16 protein-coding genes are annotated in these 17,822 nt (G+C 62.1%); 5 read left to right on the top strand and 11 right to left on the bottom strand.

The window, feature by feature from the left end:
• Positions 1-34 precede the first annotated feature (34 nt).
• Entirely contained in the window at positions 35-742 is a 708-nt protein-coding gene (locus ACIPZ8_RS00330; RefSeq protein WP_400719054.1) for a TetR/AcrR family transcriptional regulator, read from the bottom strand.
• Between the two features lie 212 nt (positions 743-954).
• Here ACIPZ8_RS00330 and lexA point away from each other — a divergent pair, with 212 nt between their 5' ends.
• Both lexA and sulA read left to right on the top strand, forming a co-directional pair.
• Entirely contained in the window at positions 955-1,563 is a 609-nt protein-coding gene (gene lexA, locus ACIPZ8_RS00325; RefSeq protein ID WP_261940922.1) for a transcriptional repressor LexA, read from the top strand.
• Positions 1,564-1,576: 13 nt separating this feature from the next.
• On the top strand, positions 1,577-2,053 hold the full coding sequence (sulA, locus tag ACIPZ8_RS00320; protein WP_400719051.1) for an SOS-induced cell division inhibitor SulA: 477 nt from the start codon (positions 1,577-1,579) through the stop codon (positions 2,051-2,053).
• Between the two features lie 39 nt (positions 2,054-2,092).
• Here the strand turns inward: sulA and ACIPZ8_RS00315 are convergent, their stop codons facing one another.
• The 7 genes from ACIPZ8_RS00315 to ACIPZ8_RS00285 form a co-directional block, all read right to left on the bottom strand.
• The gene (locus ACIPZ8_RS00315; RefSeq protein ID WP_133970879.1) at positions 2,093-2,326 is read right to left on the bottom strand and encodes a hypothetical protein; all 234 of its coding nucleotides are present in this window, start codon (positions 2,324-2,326) and stop codon (positions 2,093-2,095) included.
• A gap of 50 nt (positions 2,327-2,376) precedes the next feature.
• Entirely contained in the window at positions 2,377-2,892 is a 516-nt protein-coding gene (locus tag ACIPZ8_RS00310) for a DUF6586 family protein (RefSeq protein WP_103449819.1), read from the bottom strand.
• 125 nt (positions 2,893-3,017) lie between these two features.
• Entirely contained in the window at positions 3,018-5,630 is a 2,613-nt protein-coding gene (gene topA / locus ACIPZ8_RS00305; protein WP_294341641.1) for a type I DNA topoisomerase, read from the bottom strand.
• A gap of 100 nt (positions 5,631-5,730) precedes the next feature.
• On the bottom strand, positions 5,731-5,982 hold the full coding sequence (locus ACIPZ8_RS00300) for a DUF1653 domain-containing protein (protein WP_079227151.1): 252 nt from the start codon (positions 5,980-5,982) through the stop codon (positions 5,731-5,733).
• A gap of 79 nt (positions 5,983-6,061) precedes the next feature.
• Positions 6,062-7,237 carry an acetyl-CoA C-acyltransferase FadA gene (fadA, locus tag ACIPZ8_RS00295; protein ID WP_400719049.1) on the bottom strand — a complete coding sequence of 392 codons (1,176 nt, stop codon included), beginning with the start codon at positions 7,235-7,237 and terminating at the stop codon, positions 6,062-6,064.
• A 31-nt stretch (positions 7,238-7,268) separates the two neighbouring features.
• Complete coding sequence (fadB, locus tag ACIPZ8_RS00290) at positions 7,269-9,416, bottom strand: fatty acid oxidation complex subunit alpha FadB (RefSeq protein WP_400719047.1); 2,148 nt, start codon at positions 9,414-9,416, stop codon at positions 7,269-7,271.
• A gap of 472 nt (positions 9,417-9,888) precedes the next feature.
• Positions 9,889-10,326, bottom strand: a complete 438-nt coding sequence (locus tag ACIPZ8_RS00285) for a hypothetical protein (RefSeq protein ID WP_400719045.1) — start codon at positions 10,324-10,326, stop codon at positions 9,889-9,891.
• A gap of 110 nt (positions 10,327-10,436) precedes the next feature.
• Between ACIPZ8_RS00285 and ACIPZ8_RS00280 the strand changes: the two genes are divergently transcribed.
• Positions 10,437-10,877 carry a universal stress protein gene (locus ACIPZ8_RS00280; RefSeq protein ID WP_294341649.1) on the top strand — a complete coding sequence of 147 codons (441 nt, stop codon included), beginning with the start codon at positions 10,437-10,439 and terminating at the stop codon, positions 10,875-10,877.
• 57 nt (positions 10,878-10,934) lie between these two features.
• Here ACIPZ8_RS00280 and ACIPZ8_RS00275 read toward each other — a convergent pair whose 3' ends face one another.
• A complete protein-coding gene (locus ACIPZ8_RS00275; RefSeq protein WP_400719043.1) occupies positions 10,935-12,863 on the bottom strand; it encodes an ATP-binding cassette domain-containing protein in 1,929 nt (642 codons plus the stop codon).
• A gap of 222 nt (positions 12,864-13,085) precedes the next feature.
• On the opposite strand from ACIPZ8_RS00275, the gene ACIPZ8_RS00270 reads away from it, so the two are divergent.
• Positions 13,086-15,014, top strand: a complete 1,929-nt coding sequence (locus tag ACIPZ8_RS00270; RefSeq protein ID WP_400719041.1) for a transglycosylase SLT domain-containing protein — start codon at positions 13,086-13,088, stop codon at positions 15,012-15,014.
• 58 nt (positions 15,015-15,072) lie between these two features.
• Here ACIPZ8_RS00270 and ACIPZ8_RS00265 read toward each other — a convergent pair whose 3' ends face one another.
• Both ACIPZ8_RS00265 and ACIPZ8_RS00260 read right to left on the bottom strand, forming a co-directional pair.
• A complete protein-coding gene (locus ACIPZ8_RS00265; protein WP_400719039.1) occupies positions 15,073-15,876 on the bottom strand; it encodes an MOSC domain-containing protein in 804 nt (267 codons plus the stop codon).
• 56 nt (positions 15,877-15,932) lie between these two features.
• Entirely contained in the window at positions 15,933-16,868 is a 936-nt protein-coding gene (locus tag ACIPZ8_RS00260; protein WP_027919546.1) for a chemotaxis protein CheV, read from the bottom strand.
• A gap of 350 nt (positions 16,869-17,218) precedes the next feature.
• Between ACIPZ8_RS00260 and ACIPZ8_RS00255 the strand changes: the two genes are divergently transcribed.
• Entirely contained in the window at positions 17,219-17,728 is a 510-nt protein-coding gene (locus ACIPZ8_RS00255; protein ID WP_400719037.1) for a histidine kinase, read from the top strand.
• Positions 17,729-17,822 lie beyond the last annotated feature (94 nt).

The raw sequence follows: 17,822 nt of genomic DNA, 5'->3' as shown, positions 1-17,822 counted from the left end.
TAGCTTAGCCGAAGCGCCCTGCCCCGCCCAGCCTTCAGGCCTTGGCGGTGGCGCTGCCCGTCTTGCTGCGCGGGCGCAGCTGGGCGCTGGCCATGGCGCTGTCGGTGACACCGGTGTCGGCACGCATGCCGGCGGCCAGGAACGGCACCATCAGGCGCATGACCTGCTCGATCGAGGTGTTGATCCCGAAATCGGTCTCGGCAATGGCGCGCAATGCCTTGATCCCGGACATGCTGAACGCTGCGGCGCCGAGCATGAAGTGCACGCGCCAGAACAGCTCCAGCGGCGGAATGCGCGGTGCGGCTTCGTTGACCAGCAGCATGTAGCGGCGGAACACCTTGCCGTACATGTCTTCGAGATAGCGCCGCAGGTGGCCCTGGCTCTGACTGAAGGCCAGGCCCAGCAGACGCATGAAGATCGACAGGTCGTTGTTGCTGCGCGGCTGCACCACCAACGCCTGCTCCACCAGCATTTCCAGCAGCTCTTCGAGGCTGGGTTTCTGTTCAGGCTTGGCCTGACGCCGCTCCAGCTCGCGTTCGAGGCTGGCGCAGAACGGCCCGAGGAAGCGCGAGAAGACGGCCTGGATCAGGGCTTTTTTCGAGCCGAAATGATAGTTGACCGCTGCGAGGTTGACCCCGGCCTTGCTGGTAATCAGCCGCAATGAGGTTTCCGCGAAGCCTCGTTCCGCGAACAGCTGCTCGGCAGCATCGAGGATGCGTTCAACGGTTTCAGATTGGGCCATCACTACTCCGCCAGACAGAGACAAACAGGTGTTTGAAACATACGTTTCAGGCCTGCTTATGTCAAGGCTCGGTGACTGGGCAGTCGCCATTTAAAAGCGCCAGACTGCAGGCTGCAAGCGTCATCCTGGGTATTTCCCGCTGCTTTGTGCTTGCAGCGCATCCAGTACTGTATATAATTCCAGTCACTGTATAAAAAGACAGAGCGCCTGCCATGTTGAAACTGACGCCACGCCAAGCCGAGATCCTGGCCTTCATCAAACGCTGCCTCGAAGACAACGGCTTCCCACCGACGCGTGCGGAAATCGCTCAGGAGCTGGGTTTCAAGTCGCCGAACGCCGCCGAGGAGCACCTCAAGGCCCTTGCCCGCAAAGGCGCGATCGAAATGACCCCGGGCGCTTCCCGTGGCATCCGCATCCCGGGCTTCGAGGCCAAGGCCGAAGAAAACGGCTTGCCAATCATCGGCCGCGTAGCTGCTGGCGCCCCTATCCTCGCCGAGCAGCACATCGAGCAATCCTGCAACATCAACCCGACCTTCTTCCACCCCCGTGCCGACTATTTGTTGCGCGTGCACGGCATGAGCATGAAGGACGTCGGCATCTTCGACGGCGACCTGCTGGCAGTGCACACTTGCCGCGAGGCCCGTAATGGCCAGATCGTCGTCGCTCGCATCGGCGATGAAGTCACCGTCAAGCGCTTCAAGCGCGAAGGCAGCAAGGTCTGGCTGATCGCCGAAAACCCCGAGTTCGCCCCCATCGAAGTCGACCTGAAAGAACAGGAACTGGTGATCGAGGGTTTGAGTGTCGGCGTCATTCGCCGCTGATCCAGGAGGCGTCATGCAGCAGTCCATCCAAGCACATCAGCAAGTCCAGCTTCCGCTGTTCGAAGCGTTCCTCGCCCAGCCGGTACTGCCAGGCCTGAAGGCCAGCGAGCAGGCACGCAAGAGCAGCCATCCGGAACTGTTCAGCGAGCTGTCTCTGCGTGGCGCCCCCGAGCACTGCCAAAGCCTGTTGGCACCGGTTTTGCGTGAGCTGAGCGAAGAGGAAGAAGCCCGCTGGCTGACGCTGATCGCCCCACCGGCCAGCCTGACCCAGGCCTGGCTGCGTGATGCCGGGCTGAACCGCGAACGGATCCTGCTGCTGCATCCCCGCGGCAATCAGAGCGCGCTGCAACTGGCCTGCGAAGCGCTGCGCCTGGGCCGCAGCCACACAGTCGTCAGCTGGCTTGGCAGCGTCAACGCTACCGCTCGCCAACAACTGGTACGCGCAGCCAGTGCCGGAAACGCACAAAGCCTGAACATCCGCCTCGGCTGATGTTCAGGCTTTGCCTGTGAAGCAGTGCAAACGCGAGCTTTAGTGCAGTACGCGCGGCCCTTCGTCGCGTTCCAGCTCACCATCTATCAGGCGACCTGCCATCTGCACGCCAACGCTCAGCATGGCCTTGGCGACCTCGACATGTTGCCCCTGCAGAAACGCCTTGGCGTCTTCCGAGAAATCCAGGGTTACCAGGGAGCCTTCATCCTCGGCGCGACGCAGCTCGATACGGCCATCAGGCAACTCGACAATTTCCAGAAACGACGTAGACATATAGGGCTGTTCTCCACGAAAGGCCGTTAGTGTACCAGCCGTTGCGGCTATCAGCACTCACTCAACGCGTCGCGGAAACGTCTCACCAAGCCTTTGAGGTTATTACGCCAGCTTTCCAGCTCTTCCCGTGAAAGCGCAGGATGCTCGGGCTCATCGAGATTGACGGCCTGAATCAGCGGCTGGGTGACGTCGGTTTTTGCTGCTTTTTTCGCGACCGGTGGTCGGAACAAATCGGCATAAGCGCTGAGCAATTGCGCCAACCAGGTTTCGCGTTGGCGAACCAACTCGAGCATCTCCGCAACTTCAGGAATGGCGATGTTGTTCAGCGCATCGTCGGCCAGCGCCTGTTCGACCGAAGCCACCACCGGCAGGCGGTAGAAACCACCGATTTCATGACACAGCCCCAGCAGCGCGCCGTACAGGTGAAACAGCGCCGACTCGCGCTCAGCTTGGACCAGGCCTTGAGCGTTCATGGCCTGGCTCTGTTCGGCCTTGGCCATCGACTCCAGGGCGAGGCCTGCGAAGAACAGTTTCTGGTTGGTGCGGGTGTAGAGTTCCTGGGCCATTTCAGTGCCCTCCGTAAGGCTGCAAGGCGGATAGCTGCATCATAAATGATTGGGGCCGCTTTGCGCCCCTTCGCGGGCAAGCCCGCGAAGGGCTGCAAAGCAGCCCCAACTACAACACTGACAGATCAGCGCTTGTCTTCGACTTTCCAGCTACCACCGTCGTAGAACGCCTTCCAGCCGGTCGGCTTGCCATCGACCTCGGACTGCACGTACTGCTCCTTGGTCTTGCGGCTGTAACGAATCACCGCCGGGCGCCCTTCCGGGTCTTTCTGTGGCGCATCGCACAGGAAGTGGTACTTCGGATCGATCTCGTGCTTGTGCGGCACGATCTCCAGCACCAGCGGCGCACGGGTTTCACGGTTTTTCGGGAACTGGCTGGCAGCCAGGAACAGCCCCGAGGCACCGTCACGCAGCACGTAGGTGTCGTCGACCTTCTCGCACTTGAGCTCCGGCATTTCCACCTTGTCCATCTTCGGTGGCGCTGCCTCACCGCTCTTGAGCAGTTTGCGGGTGTTCTTGCACGTCGGGTTGGTGCAACCGAAGAACTTGCCGAAACGGCCCGTCTTGAGCTGCATTTCGCTGCCGCACTTGTCGCACTCCAGGCTCGGCCCTTCATAGCCCTTGATGCGGTAGCTGCCCTCTTCGATCTCGTAGCCGGCGCAGTCCGGGTTGTTACCGCAGATGTGCAACTTGTGCTTCTCGTCCAGCAGGTAGGCATCCATCGCCGTGGCACAGATCGGGCAGCGGTGTTTGCCCAGCAGCACGCGCGATTCCGATTCACCCTCGTCGTCCGCGGCAATCTCGTCGCCCGGCACCAGGTTCACGGTCGCCTTGCAGCGCTCTTTTGGCGGCAGGCTGTAACCCGAGCAACCGAGGAACACACCGGTGGAGGCGGTGCGGATCATCATCGGCCGGCCACATTCCTTGCACGGAATGTTGGTCATGGTCGGCTGATTGGCACGCATACCGCTTTCAGCAGACTCGGCGGTCAGCAGTTTCTTGCTGAAGTCGCCGTAGAACTCGTCGAGCACGTTCTTCCAGTCACGTTCGCCCTGGGCGACATCGTCGAGGTTCTCTTCCATGCCGGCAGTGAAGCCGTAGTCCATCAGGTTGGAGAAGCTTTCCGACAGGCGCTCGGTGACGATGTCGCCCATCTTCTCGGAGTAGAAGCGACGGTTGTGCAAGGTCACGTAGCCGCGGTCCTGGATGGTGGAAATGATCGCTGCGTAGGTCGACGGGCGGCCAATACCGCGCTTTTCCATTTCCTTGACCAGGCTGGCTTCGGTGAAGCGCGCCGGCGGCTTGGTGAAGTGCTGGCTCGGGTCGAGCTGAATCAGCTTGAGCGCTTCGCCCTGGGCCATTTCCGGCAGCACGTCGTCTTCGCCCGGCTTGCTCTGTTGTGGCAACACGCGGGTGTAACCGTCGAACTTGAGGATGCGGCCCTTGGCACGCAGCTCGAAGTCGCCAGCGGCCACGGTGACGCTGGTGGACAGGTATTGCGCCGGTGGCATCTGGCAGGCCAGGAACTGGCGCCAGATCAGCTCGTACAGGCGCTCCGCGTCCCGCTCCATGCCGCTGAGCTTGGTCGGATGGGTGTTGACGTCGGAGGGGCGAATCGCTTCGTGCGCTTCCTGGGCGCCTTCCTTGCTGCCATACACCAGCGGGGCTTCCGGCAGGTACTGCTTGCCGAACTCGCGCTCGATGTAGCTGCGCGCCATGTCCAGGGCGTCGGCCGACAGGTTGGTCGAGTCGGTACGCATGTAAGTGATGTAACCCGCTTCGTACAGACGCTGGGCCATCATCATGGTCTTCTTCACCCCGAAGCCCAGGCGGTTGCTCGCGGCCTGCTGCAGGGTGGAGGTGATGAACGGGGCCGACGGCTTGCTGCTGGTCGGGCGGTCTTCGCGCTTGATCACGCTGTAGCTGGAAGCCTTGAGCTTCTCCAGCGCGGCCATCGCCTGGGCTTCGTTCAGCGGCTTGAACGCTTCGCCCTTCTCGCGCGCCACTTCGAAGCGCACCTTGGCGTTCTTGGCGGTGCCGAGGTCGGCGTGCACTTCCCAGTATTCTTCCGGGACGAAGGCACGGATCTCGCGCTCACGCTCGACCACCAGCTTTACCGCCACCGACTGCACGCGGCCGGCAGACAGGCCACGGGCGATCTTGGCCCACAGCAGTGGCGAGACCATGTAGCCCACCACGCGGTCGAGGAAGCGCCGCGCCTGCTGGGCGTTGACCCGGTCGATGTCCAGCTCGCCCGGCTGCGAAAACGCTTCCTGGATCGCCTTCTTGGTAATTTCGTTGAACACCACGCGCTTGTAGCGGGTGTCGTCACCCCCGATGGCTTCGCGCAGGTGCCAGGCAATGGCTTCCCCTTCGCGGTCCAAGTCGGTTGCGAGATAGATGGTGTCGGCATCCTTGGCCAGGCGGCGCAGCTCTTCGATCACCTTTTCCTTGCCGGGCAGGATCTCGTACTTGGCCTTCCAGCCGTGTTCGGGGTCGACGCCCATGCGCGCCACCAACTGGCGACGGGCCTTCTCTTTCGGCGACAGCGCCGGAGCCTCACCCGCAGCAGCCTTGCCACGCTTGGCGGCCGGCTCTTTGCTTGCGCTGGCCGAACCGCTGGTGGGGAGGTCTCGGATATGGCCGATACTCGACTTCACCACGTACTGGTTGCCCAGGTACTTGTTGATGGTCTTGGCCTTGGCCGGGGATTCCACAATGACCAGCGATTTGCCCATGGATCGGAGTATTCCTGAATCTGAAGATGAAAAACGCGTCAGGTGCCGGACGCGGCACCGCTATATATAGTGGCAAAAGAGTGAGGTCAAGCGTGGTCGATCACGCTTGCGACTTGCCAGACAGCTCGGGCAGCCCTTCTTCGGCCTTGACCAAAGCAAAGCGCGGCACCTGCTCGCCGTCAACCTCGACGGACTCCTGGAACATCGCAAGGGGCCTCACCCAGAAGCTGTAGTCACCATACAGGCATTGGTAGAAGACCATCCACTCTTCGTTCTCGGAGTGCCGTGCAACACTGAAGACACGGTACTCAGGCCCTTTGTAATGCCGGTATACGCCTGGTTGTATCTGCATGTCGCCCTTCCTCTTGAAACAAATTCTGTAAAAAACAAAAACCGGGGCACAAGGCCCCGGCTGCTGTCCCGCAACGCGATCAGACGCGTTCGAAGACAGTGGTGATACCTTGGCCAAGGCCGACGCACATGGTCGCCACCCCCAGGGTGCCGCCATTCTGCTTCATGACGTTGAGCAGGGTGCCGGAAATACGCGCACCGGAGCAACCGAACGGGTGGCCCAAAGCGATGGCGCCGCCGTGCAGGTTAACCTTCTCATCCATCTTGTCGAGCACTTTCAAGTCTTTGAGCACTGGCAGGGCCTGTGCGGCGAAGGCTTCATTGAGCTCGATGAAGTCGATATCGGCCATGGTCAGGCCGGCGCGCTTGAGGGCTTTCTGGGTCGATGGCACCGGGCCATAGCCCATGATCGCCGGGTCGACACCGGCTACCGCCATCGAGCGGATCACCGCCAGAGGCTGGATGCCCAGGTCCATGGCGCGCTGGCCGGACATGACGATCATGCACGAAGCGCCGTCGGTGATCTGCGATGAAGTACCGGCAGTCACGGTGCCGCCTTTCGGGTTGAACGCCGGTTTCAGCGACGCCAGGCCCTCGAGGGTGGTTTCCGGGCGAATGGTCTCGTCGAAATCGAAGACCTTCAGGAAGCCGTTCTCGTCATAGCCCTGCATCGGGATGATCTCGTCCTTGAACTTGCCTTCGACCGTCGCCTTGTGGGCGAGTTGGTGCGAACGCAGGCCGAACAGATCCTGCTGCTCACGGCTGATGCCATGCATCTTGCCCAGCATCTCGGCGGTCAGGCCCATCATCCCGGACGCCTTTGCCGCGTGCAGCGACAGGTGCGGGTTGGGATCGACGCCATGCATCATGCTGACGTGGCCCATGTGCTCGACGCCGCCGACCACGAACACGTCACCGTTGCCGGTCATGATCGCCTGGGCAGCGGTGTGCAACGCGCTCATCGACGAGCCGCACAGGCGGCTGACGGTCTGGGCCGCCGACGTGTGCGGGATCTGGGTCATCAGCGACGCCATGCGGGCGATGTTCCAGCCCTGCTCCAGGGTCTGGTTGACGCAGCCCCAGATCACATCTTCGACTTCTTTCGGGTCGACCTTGTCGTTGCGCTCCAGCAGCTTGCTGATCAGGTGCGCGGACATGTCTTCGGCGCGGGTGTTGCGGTGCATGCCACCCTTGGAGCGGCCCATGGGGGTGCGACCGAAGTCGACAATCACCACGTCTCTTGGATTCAGGCTCATATCAAATCTCTCGCTCTAGCTCGTTGACCACTCAGTTGAAGAAGCGCTGGCCGCTCTTGGCCATTTCACGCAGCTTCGCGGTCGGGTGGTACAGCGGCCCCAGGTCGGCGTACTGGTCGGCCAGGGCAACGAATTCGGCCACACCGATCGAATCGATGTAACGCAGCGCACCACCGCGGAATGGAGGGAAACCAATGCCATAGACCAGGCCCATGTCGGCTTCGGCGGCGGTTTCGACGATGCCGTCTTCCAGGCAGCGCACGGTCTCCAGGCACAGTGGCACCATCATCCAGTTGATGATGTCTTCGTCGGTCACTTCACGCTGTTCGAAGACGATCGGCTTGAGCACATCCAGTACGGTGGCATCGAAGACTTTCTTCGGCTTGCCGCGCTTGTCGGTCTCGTAGGCGTAGAAGCCCTTGCCGTTCTTCTGGCCCAGGCGGTTGGCCTCGTACAGGGCGTCGACGGCCGAGCGGCGCTCGTCCTTCATGCGGTCCGGGAAGCCTTCTGCCATCACGTCGCGGCCGTGGTGGCCGGTGTCGATGCCGACCACGTCCATCAGGTAGGCCGGGCCCATCGGCCAGCCGAACTTCTCCATGACCTTGTCGATGCGCACGAAGTCGACGCCGGCGCTGACCAGTTTGGCGAAACCGCCGAAGTACGGGAACAGCACACGGTTGACCAGGAAGCCCGGGCAGTCGTTGACCACGATCGGGTTCTTGCCCATCTTCTTGGCGTAGGCCACGGTGGTGGCGACAGCTACCTCACTGGACTTCTCGCCACGGATCACTTCCACCAGCGGCATCATGTGCACCGGGTTGAAGAAGTGCATGCCGACGAAGTTTTCCGGGCGTTTGAGCGCCTTGGCCAGCAGGTTGATGGAAATGGTCGAGGTGTTGGAGGCGAGGATCGCATCTTCCTTCACCTGGCCTTCCACTTCGGCCAGCACGGCCTGCTTGACTTTCGGGTTCTCGACCACGGCTTCGACGACGATGTCGACGTTGGCGAAGTCGCCGTACGACAGGGTCGGGCGAATGGCGTTGAGCGCCTCGGCCATTTTCGCCGGGGTCAGGCGGCCTTTCTCGACGCGGTTGCCGAGCAGCTTGGAGGCCTCGTTCAGGCCCAGCTGGATAGCTTCCTCGCGAATGTCCTTCATCAGGATCGGGGTGCCCTTGACCGCCGACTGGTAGGCGATACCGCCACCCATGATGCCAGCACCGAGTACGGCAGCCTGCTTCACGTCGTGGGCGATTTCGTCATGGGCCTTGGCCTTGCGCTTGAGCTCCTGGTCATTCAGGAACAGGCCGATCAGGCTTTCGGCAACCGAGGTCCTGGCCAGCTTGGCGAAGCCTGCGGCCTCGACTTCCAGCGCCTTGTCGCGGCCGAAGTTGGCGGCCTTCTGGATGGTCTTGATGGCTTCGACCGGTGCCGGGTAGTTCGGGCCAGCCTGGCCAGCGACGAAGCCCTTGGCGGTCTCGAAGGCCATCATCTGCTCGATGGCGTTGAGCTTGAGCTTTTCCAGCTTGGGCTGGCGCTTGGCCTTGTAGTCCAGCTCACCGCTGATGGCGCGCTTGATCAGGTCCAGCGCAGCGGCCTGCAGCAGCTCAGGGGCGACCACGGCATCGACGGCACCGACTTTCAGAGCGTCTTCGGCACGGTTTTCCTTGCCGGCGGCGATCCACTCGATGGCGTTGTCCGAGCCGATCAGGCGTGGCAGGCGCACGGTGCCGCCGAAGCCTGGGTAGATACCCAGCTTGACTTCCGGCAGGCCGATCTTGGCGCTACTGGACATGACCCGGTAGTCGGCTGCCAGGCACATTTCCAGGCCGCCGCCCAGGGCGATGCCGTTGATGGCCGCCACGGTTGGCACTTCGAGGTCTTCGAAGGCGTTGAAGATGCGGTTGGCTTCCAGGTTGCCGGCAACCAGTTCGGCCTCGGGCAGCTTGAAGTTGTCGACGAACTCGGTGATGTCGGCGCCGACGATGAACACGTCCTTGCCACTGCTGACGATCACGCCTTTCACCGAGGCGTCGGCCTTGATGGCATCGACGGCCTGGCGCAGCTCGTCCAGGGTCAGGCGATTGAACTTGTTGACGGACTCACCCTTGAGGTCGAACTTCAGTTCGACGATGCCGCTTTCAAGAGCCTTAACCGTGATGGCTTTACCTTCGTAAATCATCAACTGATCTCCACGATATGGAAGCTGAACTGTACACGCCGATCGCTGGTGGAAGAGTAGGTCTTGCCGCCCTTGCCCCAGGCACACCCGTCAGCGCGCTAGTCGGGATTCTGTATGAGCGGTATGACATACAAACGCTCAATTCATACGCCCGTTTGATTTGGGTATGCACACATTCTCCGAAAAGATCGGCGTTGTCAAATGCTCCCGAACGGGGTGAAAACGCGACTTTGCGGTCATTTTGTATCGCCGGAGAGCAAAACATGATGACAGTGATTGCCGATCATTCATGTCAGCGATTGACCACAAGGAAACGGCCGGCGCTGCATTTTTTTCATACAACCGGCCAGGCAATGGCTACACTGCGACTGCATTCAAGAATTTCCCGGCCTGCCTGGCCTTTTCTGCGCTGCAGAAACGACAAAGCGGCAACCTGGTAGCTACCGGGTTGCCGCTTTGTCGTTGTGGGCCATCAAGCGAGGGTGTCGAAGGCGTGGGCAATATCCTGCAATACAGATTCATCACCGCGCTCGCTCCAGTACAGGGCGATCATGCGCTTGTCGGCCTCGACCTTGTAGACGGTCTCCGGCAGGCGCGCGAACACCTCGTTCAGGCGCGGTTCCTCGCACACTTCCTTCCACTGGTTCCACCAGACGCCAGGGCTGACCTGCCAGTAGCACCAGCTGTCTTCATGCCCCCGACGGCGCCCGCGATGGTACTGCGGGCACGGGCTCGGCGGCTCGTTCTCCAGCCAGTGCGGCCACTGTTGCGGTGCCAGCTGCATGGCCAGGCCCATGCGCCGCGCCTCCAGACGCAGGCTCATCTGCTGCCCCTGCTTGCGCGACAGGCGCAGCCAGGAAAGCGGACTGAGAATCAGCGCAAGGATTGACACCACTAGCCATACCGTCATATCTGTAGATTCCATAAAACGTTGCAAATGAGCGGGTTACTCAGGATTCACGGATGACCTGCCGGAAAGCGACCATACTTCTACTATCGCGATTGTCAGGAGTACAGCTCATGTCCTACGAACATCTTCTGGTCGCCGTCGACCTTACCGAAGAATGCGACCCGGTGATCAAACGTGCCATGGCGCTGGCGGCACCGTCGAATGCCAAGGTCTCGCTGGTGCATATCGTCGAACCGATGGCCATGGCCTTTGGCGGCGACGTGCCGATGGACCTGTCGCAACTGCAACAGCAGCAGTTCGACCAGGCCAAGGAGCGCATGGACCGCCTGTTCAACAAGTACCCCGACATCAACCGTGGCGATTCGCACCTGACTTACGGCCAGCCGCGCCAGGAAATCCACCAGTTGGCCAAGGAGCAGCACTGCGACCTGATCGTGGTCGGCAGCCACGGCCGACATGGCCTGGCATTGCTGCTGGGCTCCACCGCCAATGACGTGCTGCACGGGGCGCCGTGCGATGTGCTGGCGGTGCGACTGCAGAAGAAAGAATGATGGAGCCTGCACTGGCCTCTTCGCGGGTTTACCCGCGAAGAGGCCAGTCAGGACTGATTAGCCTTCCAGCTCAGCCCACCGCTCTACCAGCGCATCCAGTTCACCCTGCAGCTTCTCGATCTTGGCCAGCACTGCCGAGGTTTCGGCAATTGGCCGCTGATAGAAACCGGCAGCGTTCACTTCTTCCTGCGCCTCGGCCATGCGCTGCTCGACCTCGTCGATCTGCCCCGGCAGCATTTCCAGCTCGCGCTGCAGCTTGTAGCTGAGCTTCTTCTTCGAAGCATCCGCCACCGGCGCGGCTGGCGCAGGCGCTGCCACTTCCACCGGCTTTTCGACCACGGCACTGTTGAGCTCGGACTTGCCACCCTTGCTCTCGGTCACGCCGAGCAACTTCGCCGAACCACCCTGGCGAATCCAGTCTTCGTAGCCACCCACATACTCGCGCACCTTGCCCTCACCTTCGAACACCAGCGTGCTGGTGACGACGTTGTCGAGGAAGGCCCGGTCGTGGCTGACCATCAGCACGGTACCCTTGTAGTTGGACAGCACCTCTTCGAGCAGCTCGAGGGTTTCCACATCCAGGTCGTTGGTCGGTTCGTCGAGCACCAGCAGGTTGGCCGGCTTGCTGAACAGCTTGGCCAGCAGCAGGCGTGCACGCTCGCCACCGGACAGCGCCTTGACCGGCGTGCGCGCACGCTGCGGGCTGAACAGGAAATCACCGAGGTAGCTCAGCACATGGCGGTTCTGGCCATCGATCTCGATGAAATCGCGGCCTTCGGCGAGGTTGTCGATGACGGTTTTTTCCAGGTCCAGCTGATGGCGCATCTGGTCGAAGTAGGCCACTTCCAGCTTGGTGCCGCGCTCGACCTTGCCTGCCGTAGGCTCCAGGTCACCGAGCATCATCTTCAGCAGGGTGGTCTTGCCGGTACCGTTGGCACCCAGCAGGCCGATACGGTCCTGGCGCTGCAGGACCATGGAGAAGTCCTTGACCAGCAGCGGCCCATCGGCGTGATGGAAGCTGACGTTCTCCAGCACCATCACCTGCTTGCCGGATTTGTCCGCCGCCTCGATCTGGATGTTCGCCTTGCCCTGGCGCTCGCGACGCTCGCTGCGCTCGACGCGCAAGGCCTTGAGCGCACGCACACGGCCTTCGTTACGGGTACGGCGGGCCTTGATGCCCTGGCGGATCCACACCTCTTCCTGGGCCAGACGCTTGTCGAACAGCGCATTGGCGGTTTCTTCGGCGGCCAGTGCGGCCTCCTTGTGCACCAGGAAGCTGGCGTAGTCGCCGTTCCAGTCGATCAGGCCGCCGCGGTCCAGCTCGAGGATGCGCGTGGCGAGGTTCTGCAGGAAGGAACGGTCGTGGGTGATGAACAGCACGGCGCCGTTGAAGCCGCGCAGGGCTTCTTCGAGCCAGGCGATGGCACCGATGTCCAGGTGGTTGGTCGGTTCGTCGAGCAGCAGCAGATCAGGCTCGGACACCAGCGCCTGGGCCAGCAGCACGCGGCGGCGCCAACCACCGGAGAGCTCGGCCAGGGTCTTGTCGGCGGGCAACTGCAGGCGGCTCAGGGTGCTTTCCACCACCTGCTGCAGGCGCCAGCCGTCGCGGGCCTCCAGTTCGTGCTGGACGTGCATGAGTTTTTCCAGGTCGTCATCGCCCTGGATGTTCTGGCTCAGGTGATGGAACTCGGCCAGCAACTCGCCAACGCCATCCAGGCCTGCCGCGACCACGTCGAACACCGTGCGTTCGTCGGCAACCGGCAGCTCCTGTGGCAGCTCGCCGATCTTCAGGCCAGGGGCGCGCCAGATCTCGCCGTCGTCGCCCTTCTGCTCGCCCTTGACCAGGCGCAGCATGCTCGACTTGCCGGTACCGTTGCGGCCGATGATGCACACCCGCTCGCCACGGGCGATCTGCCAGGACACTTTGTCCAGCAGCGGCATCGCGCCGAATGCGAGGGACACATCGCTGAATTTGAGCAGGGTCATGTTCGTCTCCAGAAAGCGGGCGCGCATTCTACCTGACTTGGCCCTTTCCGGCATTAAGTTGACTACCGCACAGGGGTTTGGTGACACCCGGTCGGGGTTAACGCCCGGTTACAAGCACAGCGCTATCACCCGCCGCCGGCAAACGGCTAAGCTAAGGCAATCAGATTTCAACAGTGCTGGCTTCGCCGTCACTTCCCCATGGTTCAACTGCCCGGACGTATCATGCGCAGCCGCCTGTTACAGATTGCTTCCTGCCTGCTGCTCACCGCCGCCACCGTCAGTGCGGCGCAGGCCACCGACCTTTCCACGCAACGCCAGTACTACGACGAGGCCAAGCGTGCGCTGGCCAAGGGCGACAAAGGCCCTTACCTGCGCTACGCCCAGGCGCTTCGCGACTATCCGCTCACGCCGTACTTGGCGTACGACGAACTGACCGCGCGCCTGAAGAGTGCCAGCAACGAGGAAATCGAAGGTTTCCTGGCCAAGCACGGCGACCTGCCTCAGGCCAACTGGATGAAATTGCGCTGGCTGCGCTGGCTGGCCGAACGCGGCGAGTGGAACACCTTCGTCAAATACTACGATCCCAAGCTCAATTTCACCGAACTCGACTGCCTCAATGGCCAGTACCAGTTGAGCCACGGCCAACGCGCCGAAGGCTTCGCCAGCGCCGAAAAACTGTGGAACGTCGGCAAATCGCAGCCAGCTGCCTGTGACATCCTGTTCGGCATGTGGGCCGCTGAAGGCCAGCTGACCGAGGCAAGGCGCTGGAACCGCGCCAAGCTCGCAGCCCAGGCGCGCAACTACGCGCTGGCCAGCAACATGGTGCAGGGCCTGACCACACTCGGGCCGCAGGGCCGCTTGCTGATCGACGTGGCACAGAAGCCTGAGCTGCTCAACCAACCTTCACGCTTCACCCCGGCCAACGAGGCCATGTCCGACGTGGTCAGCCTCGGGCTGCGCCGCCTGGCCCGGCAGGATCCCGATCGGGCCATGGAGATGCTCGACGACTACGCCCAGCGCATGCATTTTTCACGTGACGAAAAGGTCGCCATCGCCCGCGAGATCGGCCTGACCCTGGCCCGCCGTTACGACCCGCGCGCGCTGGACCTGATGACCCGCTACGACCCCGAGCTGCGCGACAACACGGTCAGCGAATGGCGCCTGCGCCTGCTGCTGCGCCTGGGCCGCTGGGAAGATGCCTACGAGCTGACCCGGCGGCTGCCGCAGGACCTGGCCAGCAGCAGCCGCTGGAAATACTGGCAAGCACGCAGCCTGGAGCTGGCCCAGCCGAACAACCCGCAGATTCCGTTGCTGTACAAAAACGTGGCGCGCGAGCGTGACTTCTACGGTTTCCTCGCAGCTGATCGGGCAAAAACCCCTTACCAGTTGAACAACAAGCCACTGCTGCTGAGCCCGCAACTGGTCAACAAGGTGCGCAACACCCCGGGCATCCAGCGCGCCCTGGAGTTCCACGCCCGCGGCCAGGTCGTGGAGGGCCGCCGTGAGTGGTACCACGTCAGCCGCCACTTCACCCGCGACGAGATGGTCGCCCAGGCACGCCTGGCCTACGACATGCACTGGTACTTCCCGGCCATCCGCACCATCAGCCAGGCGCAGTACTGGGACGACCTGGATATCCGCTTCCCGATGGCCTACCGCGACACCCTGGTGCGTGAAGCCAAGGTGCGTGGGCTGCACTCGAGCTGGGTGTTCGCCATCACCCGTCAGGAGAGCGCCTTCATGGAGGATGCCCGCTCCAGCGTCGGTGCCAGTGGCCTGATGCAGGTGATGCCGGCCACCGCCAAGGAAACCGCGCGCAAGTTCAGCATCCCGCTGGCCTCGCCGCAGCAGATGTTCAACCCGGAGAAGAACATTCAGGTCGGTGCGGCCTACCTGAGCCAGGTGCACGGCCAGTTCAACGGCAACCGGGTGTTGGCGTCCGCCGCCTACAACGCAGGCCCCGGGCGCGTGCGGCAGTGGCTCAAGGGCGCCAAGCACCTGAGCTTCGACGTATGGGTGGAGTCGATTCCGTTCGACGAAACGCGCCAGTATGTGCAGAACGTGCTGTCGTACTCGGTGATCTACGGGCAGAAGCTCAATGTGCCGCAGCCGCTGGTGGACTGGCATGAGCGGTACTTCGATGACATGTGATCATGGCTGAGCCTGTACCGGCCTCTTCGCGGGCAGCCCGCGAAGAGGCCGGTACAGGTTACTCGAGCACTTCGACTTCCATCCCCACCTCAAGCCAACCTGCACCATCCACGGCCAGGTTCTGCCCGAACAGGATGTCGCCTTCCTTCTCGCGGAAGGTCTTCAGGGTAGTCAAGGGCTCGCGGTCGGCACTGCGCTCCCCGGTCGCCGGGTCGAGCGTGGTGAAGATGCACCGCACACTGGGCTTGAGTACTCGAAACTCCAGCGTACCAATGCGAATCCGCTTCCAACCATCCTCGGCAAACGGCTCAGCCCCCTGCACCACCAGGTTCGGCCGAAAGCGCAGCATTTCCATGGGCCGGCCGATCCTGTGGCTCAGATCATCCAGTGAGCCCTGGCCGATCAGCAACAACGGAAAGCCATCGGGGAAAGCCGCACGGTCACTGTTCAGGCCGTAACCATTGGGCAGGTAGCGTGCCCGCTGCTCCGGGCAATGCACCAGGCGCACCGCCTTGCCAAGCCATTGCGACAGCCAAGCAGCCACCTCGTCGCCCGCATCGGGCACGCGCAAGGTGTCGCGCCAGAGGGTAACGCCGCGCAGCGCATCGTCAGCGGCAGGCACCGCCACGCGCAGTGGCGCTTGCCCGGGCAGCTCAAGCCACAACTCGCCAGCCTCACCCGCGCTGGCCTTCAACTGGCCCAGTTGTGGCCAGGCACGCTGGGTGAGGAAGCGTCCGTTCTCTTCCTCGACCAGCATCCAGCGTCGATCGCCCTGCAACCCCAGAAGCCCCACCGGCGAACCCTGCAGGCGTTGCGCCTGCCCCGATTTCACCGGGTATCGATACAACTCACTGAGAAACATCCCTGCCTGCCTCATGCCTTGTCAAAAGCCAAGCTTATACCTGGCCGACGGCGGGATCACGCATTGCTGGTATCCAGCAGCAGGCGCTGCTTGACCACATCGACCAGTCGATCAGGCTGGAACTTGGAAAGGAAATTGTCGCAACCGACCTTTTTCACCATCGATTCGTTGAAGCTGCCCGACAAGGAGGTGTGCAGCACCACGTAGAGCTTGCGCAGGCGTGCATCGCTGCGAATCTCGGTGGTCAGCCGATAGCCGTCCATCTCCGGCATTTCCGCATCGGTGAAGACCATCAACAGTTTCTCGCAGACATCCTCCCCGGCATCAGCCCAGCCCTTGAGCAGGCGCAGGGCCTTCAGGCCATCACTGGCCACATGCAGCTTCACCCCAAGTTGCGACAGGGTATCGCGCAGTTGCGCCAGGGCTACGCTGGAGTCATCCACCAGCAGCACCTCGCGGCCACGCGCACGCGCCAGTACCGGGTCGGCCAGCTTGTCACCGGAGACCCGGGCGTTGTAGGGCACGATCTCGGCCAGCACCTTCTCCACATCGATCACTTCGACCAGCTTGTCGTCCACTTTGGTGATAGCGGTCAGGTAATGCTGGCGCCCGGCACTGGAAGGCGGCGGCATGATGGCTTCCCAGTTCATGTTGACGATGCGATCGACGCCACCCACCAGGAACGCCTGCACCGAGCGGTTGTACTCGGTGACGATGATGGTGCTGTCCGGCCCTGGCTGCAGCGGGCGCATGCCGATCGCCTGAGACAGGTCGATCACTGGCAAGGTCTGCCCACGCAGGTTGACCACACCACAGACGAACGCGTGGCGCTGCGGCATCAGGGTCAGCTTGGGCAGCTGCAGCACTTCCTGCACCTTGAATACGTTGATCGCGAACAACTGGCGACCGGCCAGGCGGAACATCAGGATTTCCAGACGGTTCTCACCCACCAGCTGCGTGCGTTGGTCTACCGTGTCGAGAATGCCAGCCATTGGAAAACCCCCAGGGTTGTGTCGAAAAATATGAAATGATCCGTTCTATATCGGCGCTTCCCTGCGCATCTTGACCCTCGCGAAAAAATGCTCTGCAGGGCAATTGATATCACATTAGCATCATGCTTTACTGCGGCATGACCCGCTTGGATCCATTCCAGGGCAACTTGTCGCACCTTAGGCACCCTCAGGGAAACCCCTAGGAGCAATCAGGTGCAACCTGATGTTCGCGATATCCTTTAGCCATTAATGTGACGCCATTCTCACTGCATGAATGGAGTCAGGCTTTTGCTAGCGATCGACATGGCGTGGCCATCCCCTGCTCCAGCCCAACGCGCCGGAGTGTCTTGATGGACAGCAGCGTCTCTAACATCGACACCCTGCAGGACTTCCTGCTGGATGCCCAAGTCTTGCTGACCCAGTCCCAGGAATGCCTCCAGCATCTGGAACTGATCCGCAATGATCCGGACGCCTGCCAATGCCTCAGCAATGCCCTCCAGACCCTGGCCCGACGCGCCGGCACCCTGGGCCTGCTCGAAGTCGCCCACTATGCAAGCGTCCTGCACCTGCTGCTCGCCCCGGCCTGCCAACAGCAGCGCCTGGACAACGCCGCCCTGCCCACGCTGAATGCCTGCCTGACCTTGCTGGCCTGGCAACTGGAACTGGTCGACCTGCACACCGGCCGACTCGCCCTCGATACCTGCGAGCAGGTCACGCTACTGAGCGAACTGGCGGCCGCCCTGAATCAACCGCTGCCGCAAACGTGTGCGACTTGCAACGATAACCGCAACAACTGCATGCATCCGCATTCGGCGGTGCCTGCCAGATCTTCAGCCAGCGGCTCCGCGCTGCGCCACTAGCCGGCTTGGCAAACGCAACTAAGCACAGGATTAAAACTGCAAAAGAGGCCGAACTTGTGCTGTTCTTCACTAGTTCAGGCCCTTGCACTTTAGC

It is taken from the genome of Pseudomonas sp. NPDC089422 (assembly GCF_044749405.1).
Lineage (GTDB): Bacteria > Pseudomonadota > Gammaproteobacteria > Pseudomonadales > Pseudomonadaceae > Aquipseudomonas.
Note: the sequence above shows the minus strand (reverse complement) of the source record. Positions and strands in the feature narration are given on the sequence as shown.

Excerpts from the sequence above, each read along its gene's own strand:
- ACIPZ8_RS00330 (WP_400719054.1), bottom strand. The coding sequence starts at position 742 with ATGGCCCAATCTGAAACCGTTGAACGCATCCTCGATGCTGCCGAGCAG.
- lexA (WP_261940922.1), top strand. The coding sequence starts at position 955 with ATGTTGAAACTGACGCCACGCCAAGCCGAGATCCTGGCCTTCATCAAA.
- sulA (WP_400719051.1), top strand. The coding sequence starts at position 1,577 with ATGCAGCAGTCCATCCAAGCACATCAGCAAGTCCAGCTTCCGCTGTTC.
- ACIPZ8_RS00315 (WP_133970879.1), bottom strand. The coding sequence starts at position 2,326 with ATGTCTACGTCGTTTCTGGAAATTGTCGAGTTGCCTGATGGCCGTATC.
- ACIPZ8_RS00310 (WP_103449819.1), bottom strand. The coding sequence starts at position 2,892 with ATGGCCCAGGAACTCTACACCCGCACCAACCAGAAACTGTTCTTCGCA.
- topA (WP_294341641.1), bottom strand. The coding sequence starts at position 5,630 with ATGGGCAAATCGCTGGTCATTGTGGAATCCCCGGCCAAGGCCAAGACC.
- ACIPZ8_RS00300 (WP_079227151.1), bottom strand. The coding sequence starts at position 5,982 with ATGCAGATACAACCAGGCGTATACCGGCATTACAAAGGGCCTGAGTAC.
- fadA (WP_400719049.1), bottom strand. The coding sequence starts at position 7,237 with ATGAGCCTGAATCCAAGAGACGTGGTGATTGTCGACTTCGGTCGCACC.
- fadB (WP_400719047.1), bottom strand. The coding sequence starts at position 9,416 with ATGATTTACGAAGGTAAAGCCATCACGGTTAAGGCTCTTGAAAGCGGC.
- ACIPZ8_RS00285 (WP_400719045.1), bottom strand. The coding sequence starts at position 10,326 with ATGACGGTATGGCTAGTGGTGTCAATCCTTGCGCTGATTCTCAGTCCG.
- ACIPZ8_RS00280 (WP_294341649.1), top strand. The coding sequence starts at position 10,437 with ATGTCCTACGAACATCTTCTGGTCGCCGTCGACCTTACCGAAGAATGC.
- ACIPZ8_RS00275 (WP_400719043.1), bottom strand. The coding sequence starts at position 12,863 with ATGACCCTGCTCAAATTCAGCGATGTGTCCCTCGCATTCGGCGCGATG.
- ACIPZ8_RS00270 (WP_400719041.1), top strand. The coding sequence starts at position 13,086 with ATGCGCAGCCGCCTGTTACAGATTGCTTCCTGCCTGCTGCTCACCGCC.
- ACIPZ8_RS00265 (WP_400719039.1), bottom strand. The coding sequence starts at position 15,876 with ATGTTTCTCAGTGAGTTGTATCGATACCCGGTGAAATCGGGGCAGGCG.
- ACIPZ8_RS00260 (WP_027919546.1), bottom strand. The coding sequence starts at position 16,868 with ATGGCTGGCATTCTCGACACGGTAGACCAACGCACGCAGCTGGTGGGT.
- ACIPZ8_RS00255 (WP_400719037.1), top strand. The coding sequence starts at position 17,219 with ATGGACAGCAGCGTCTCTAACATCGACACCCTGCAGGACTTCCTGCTG.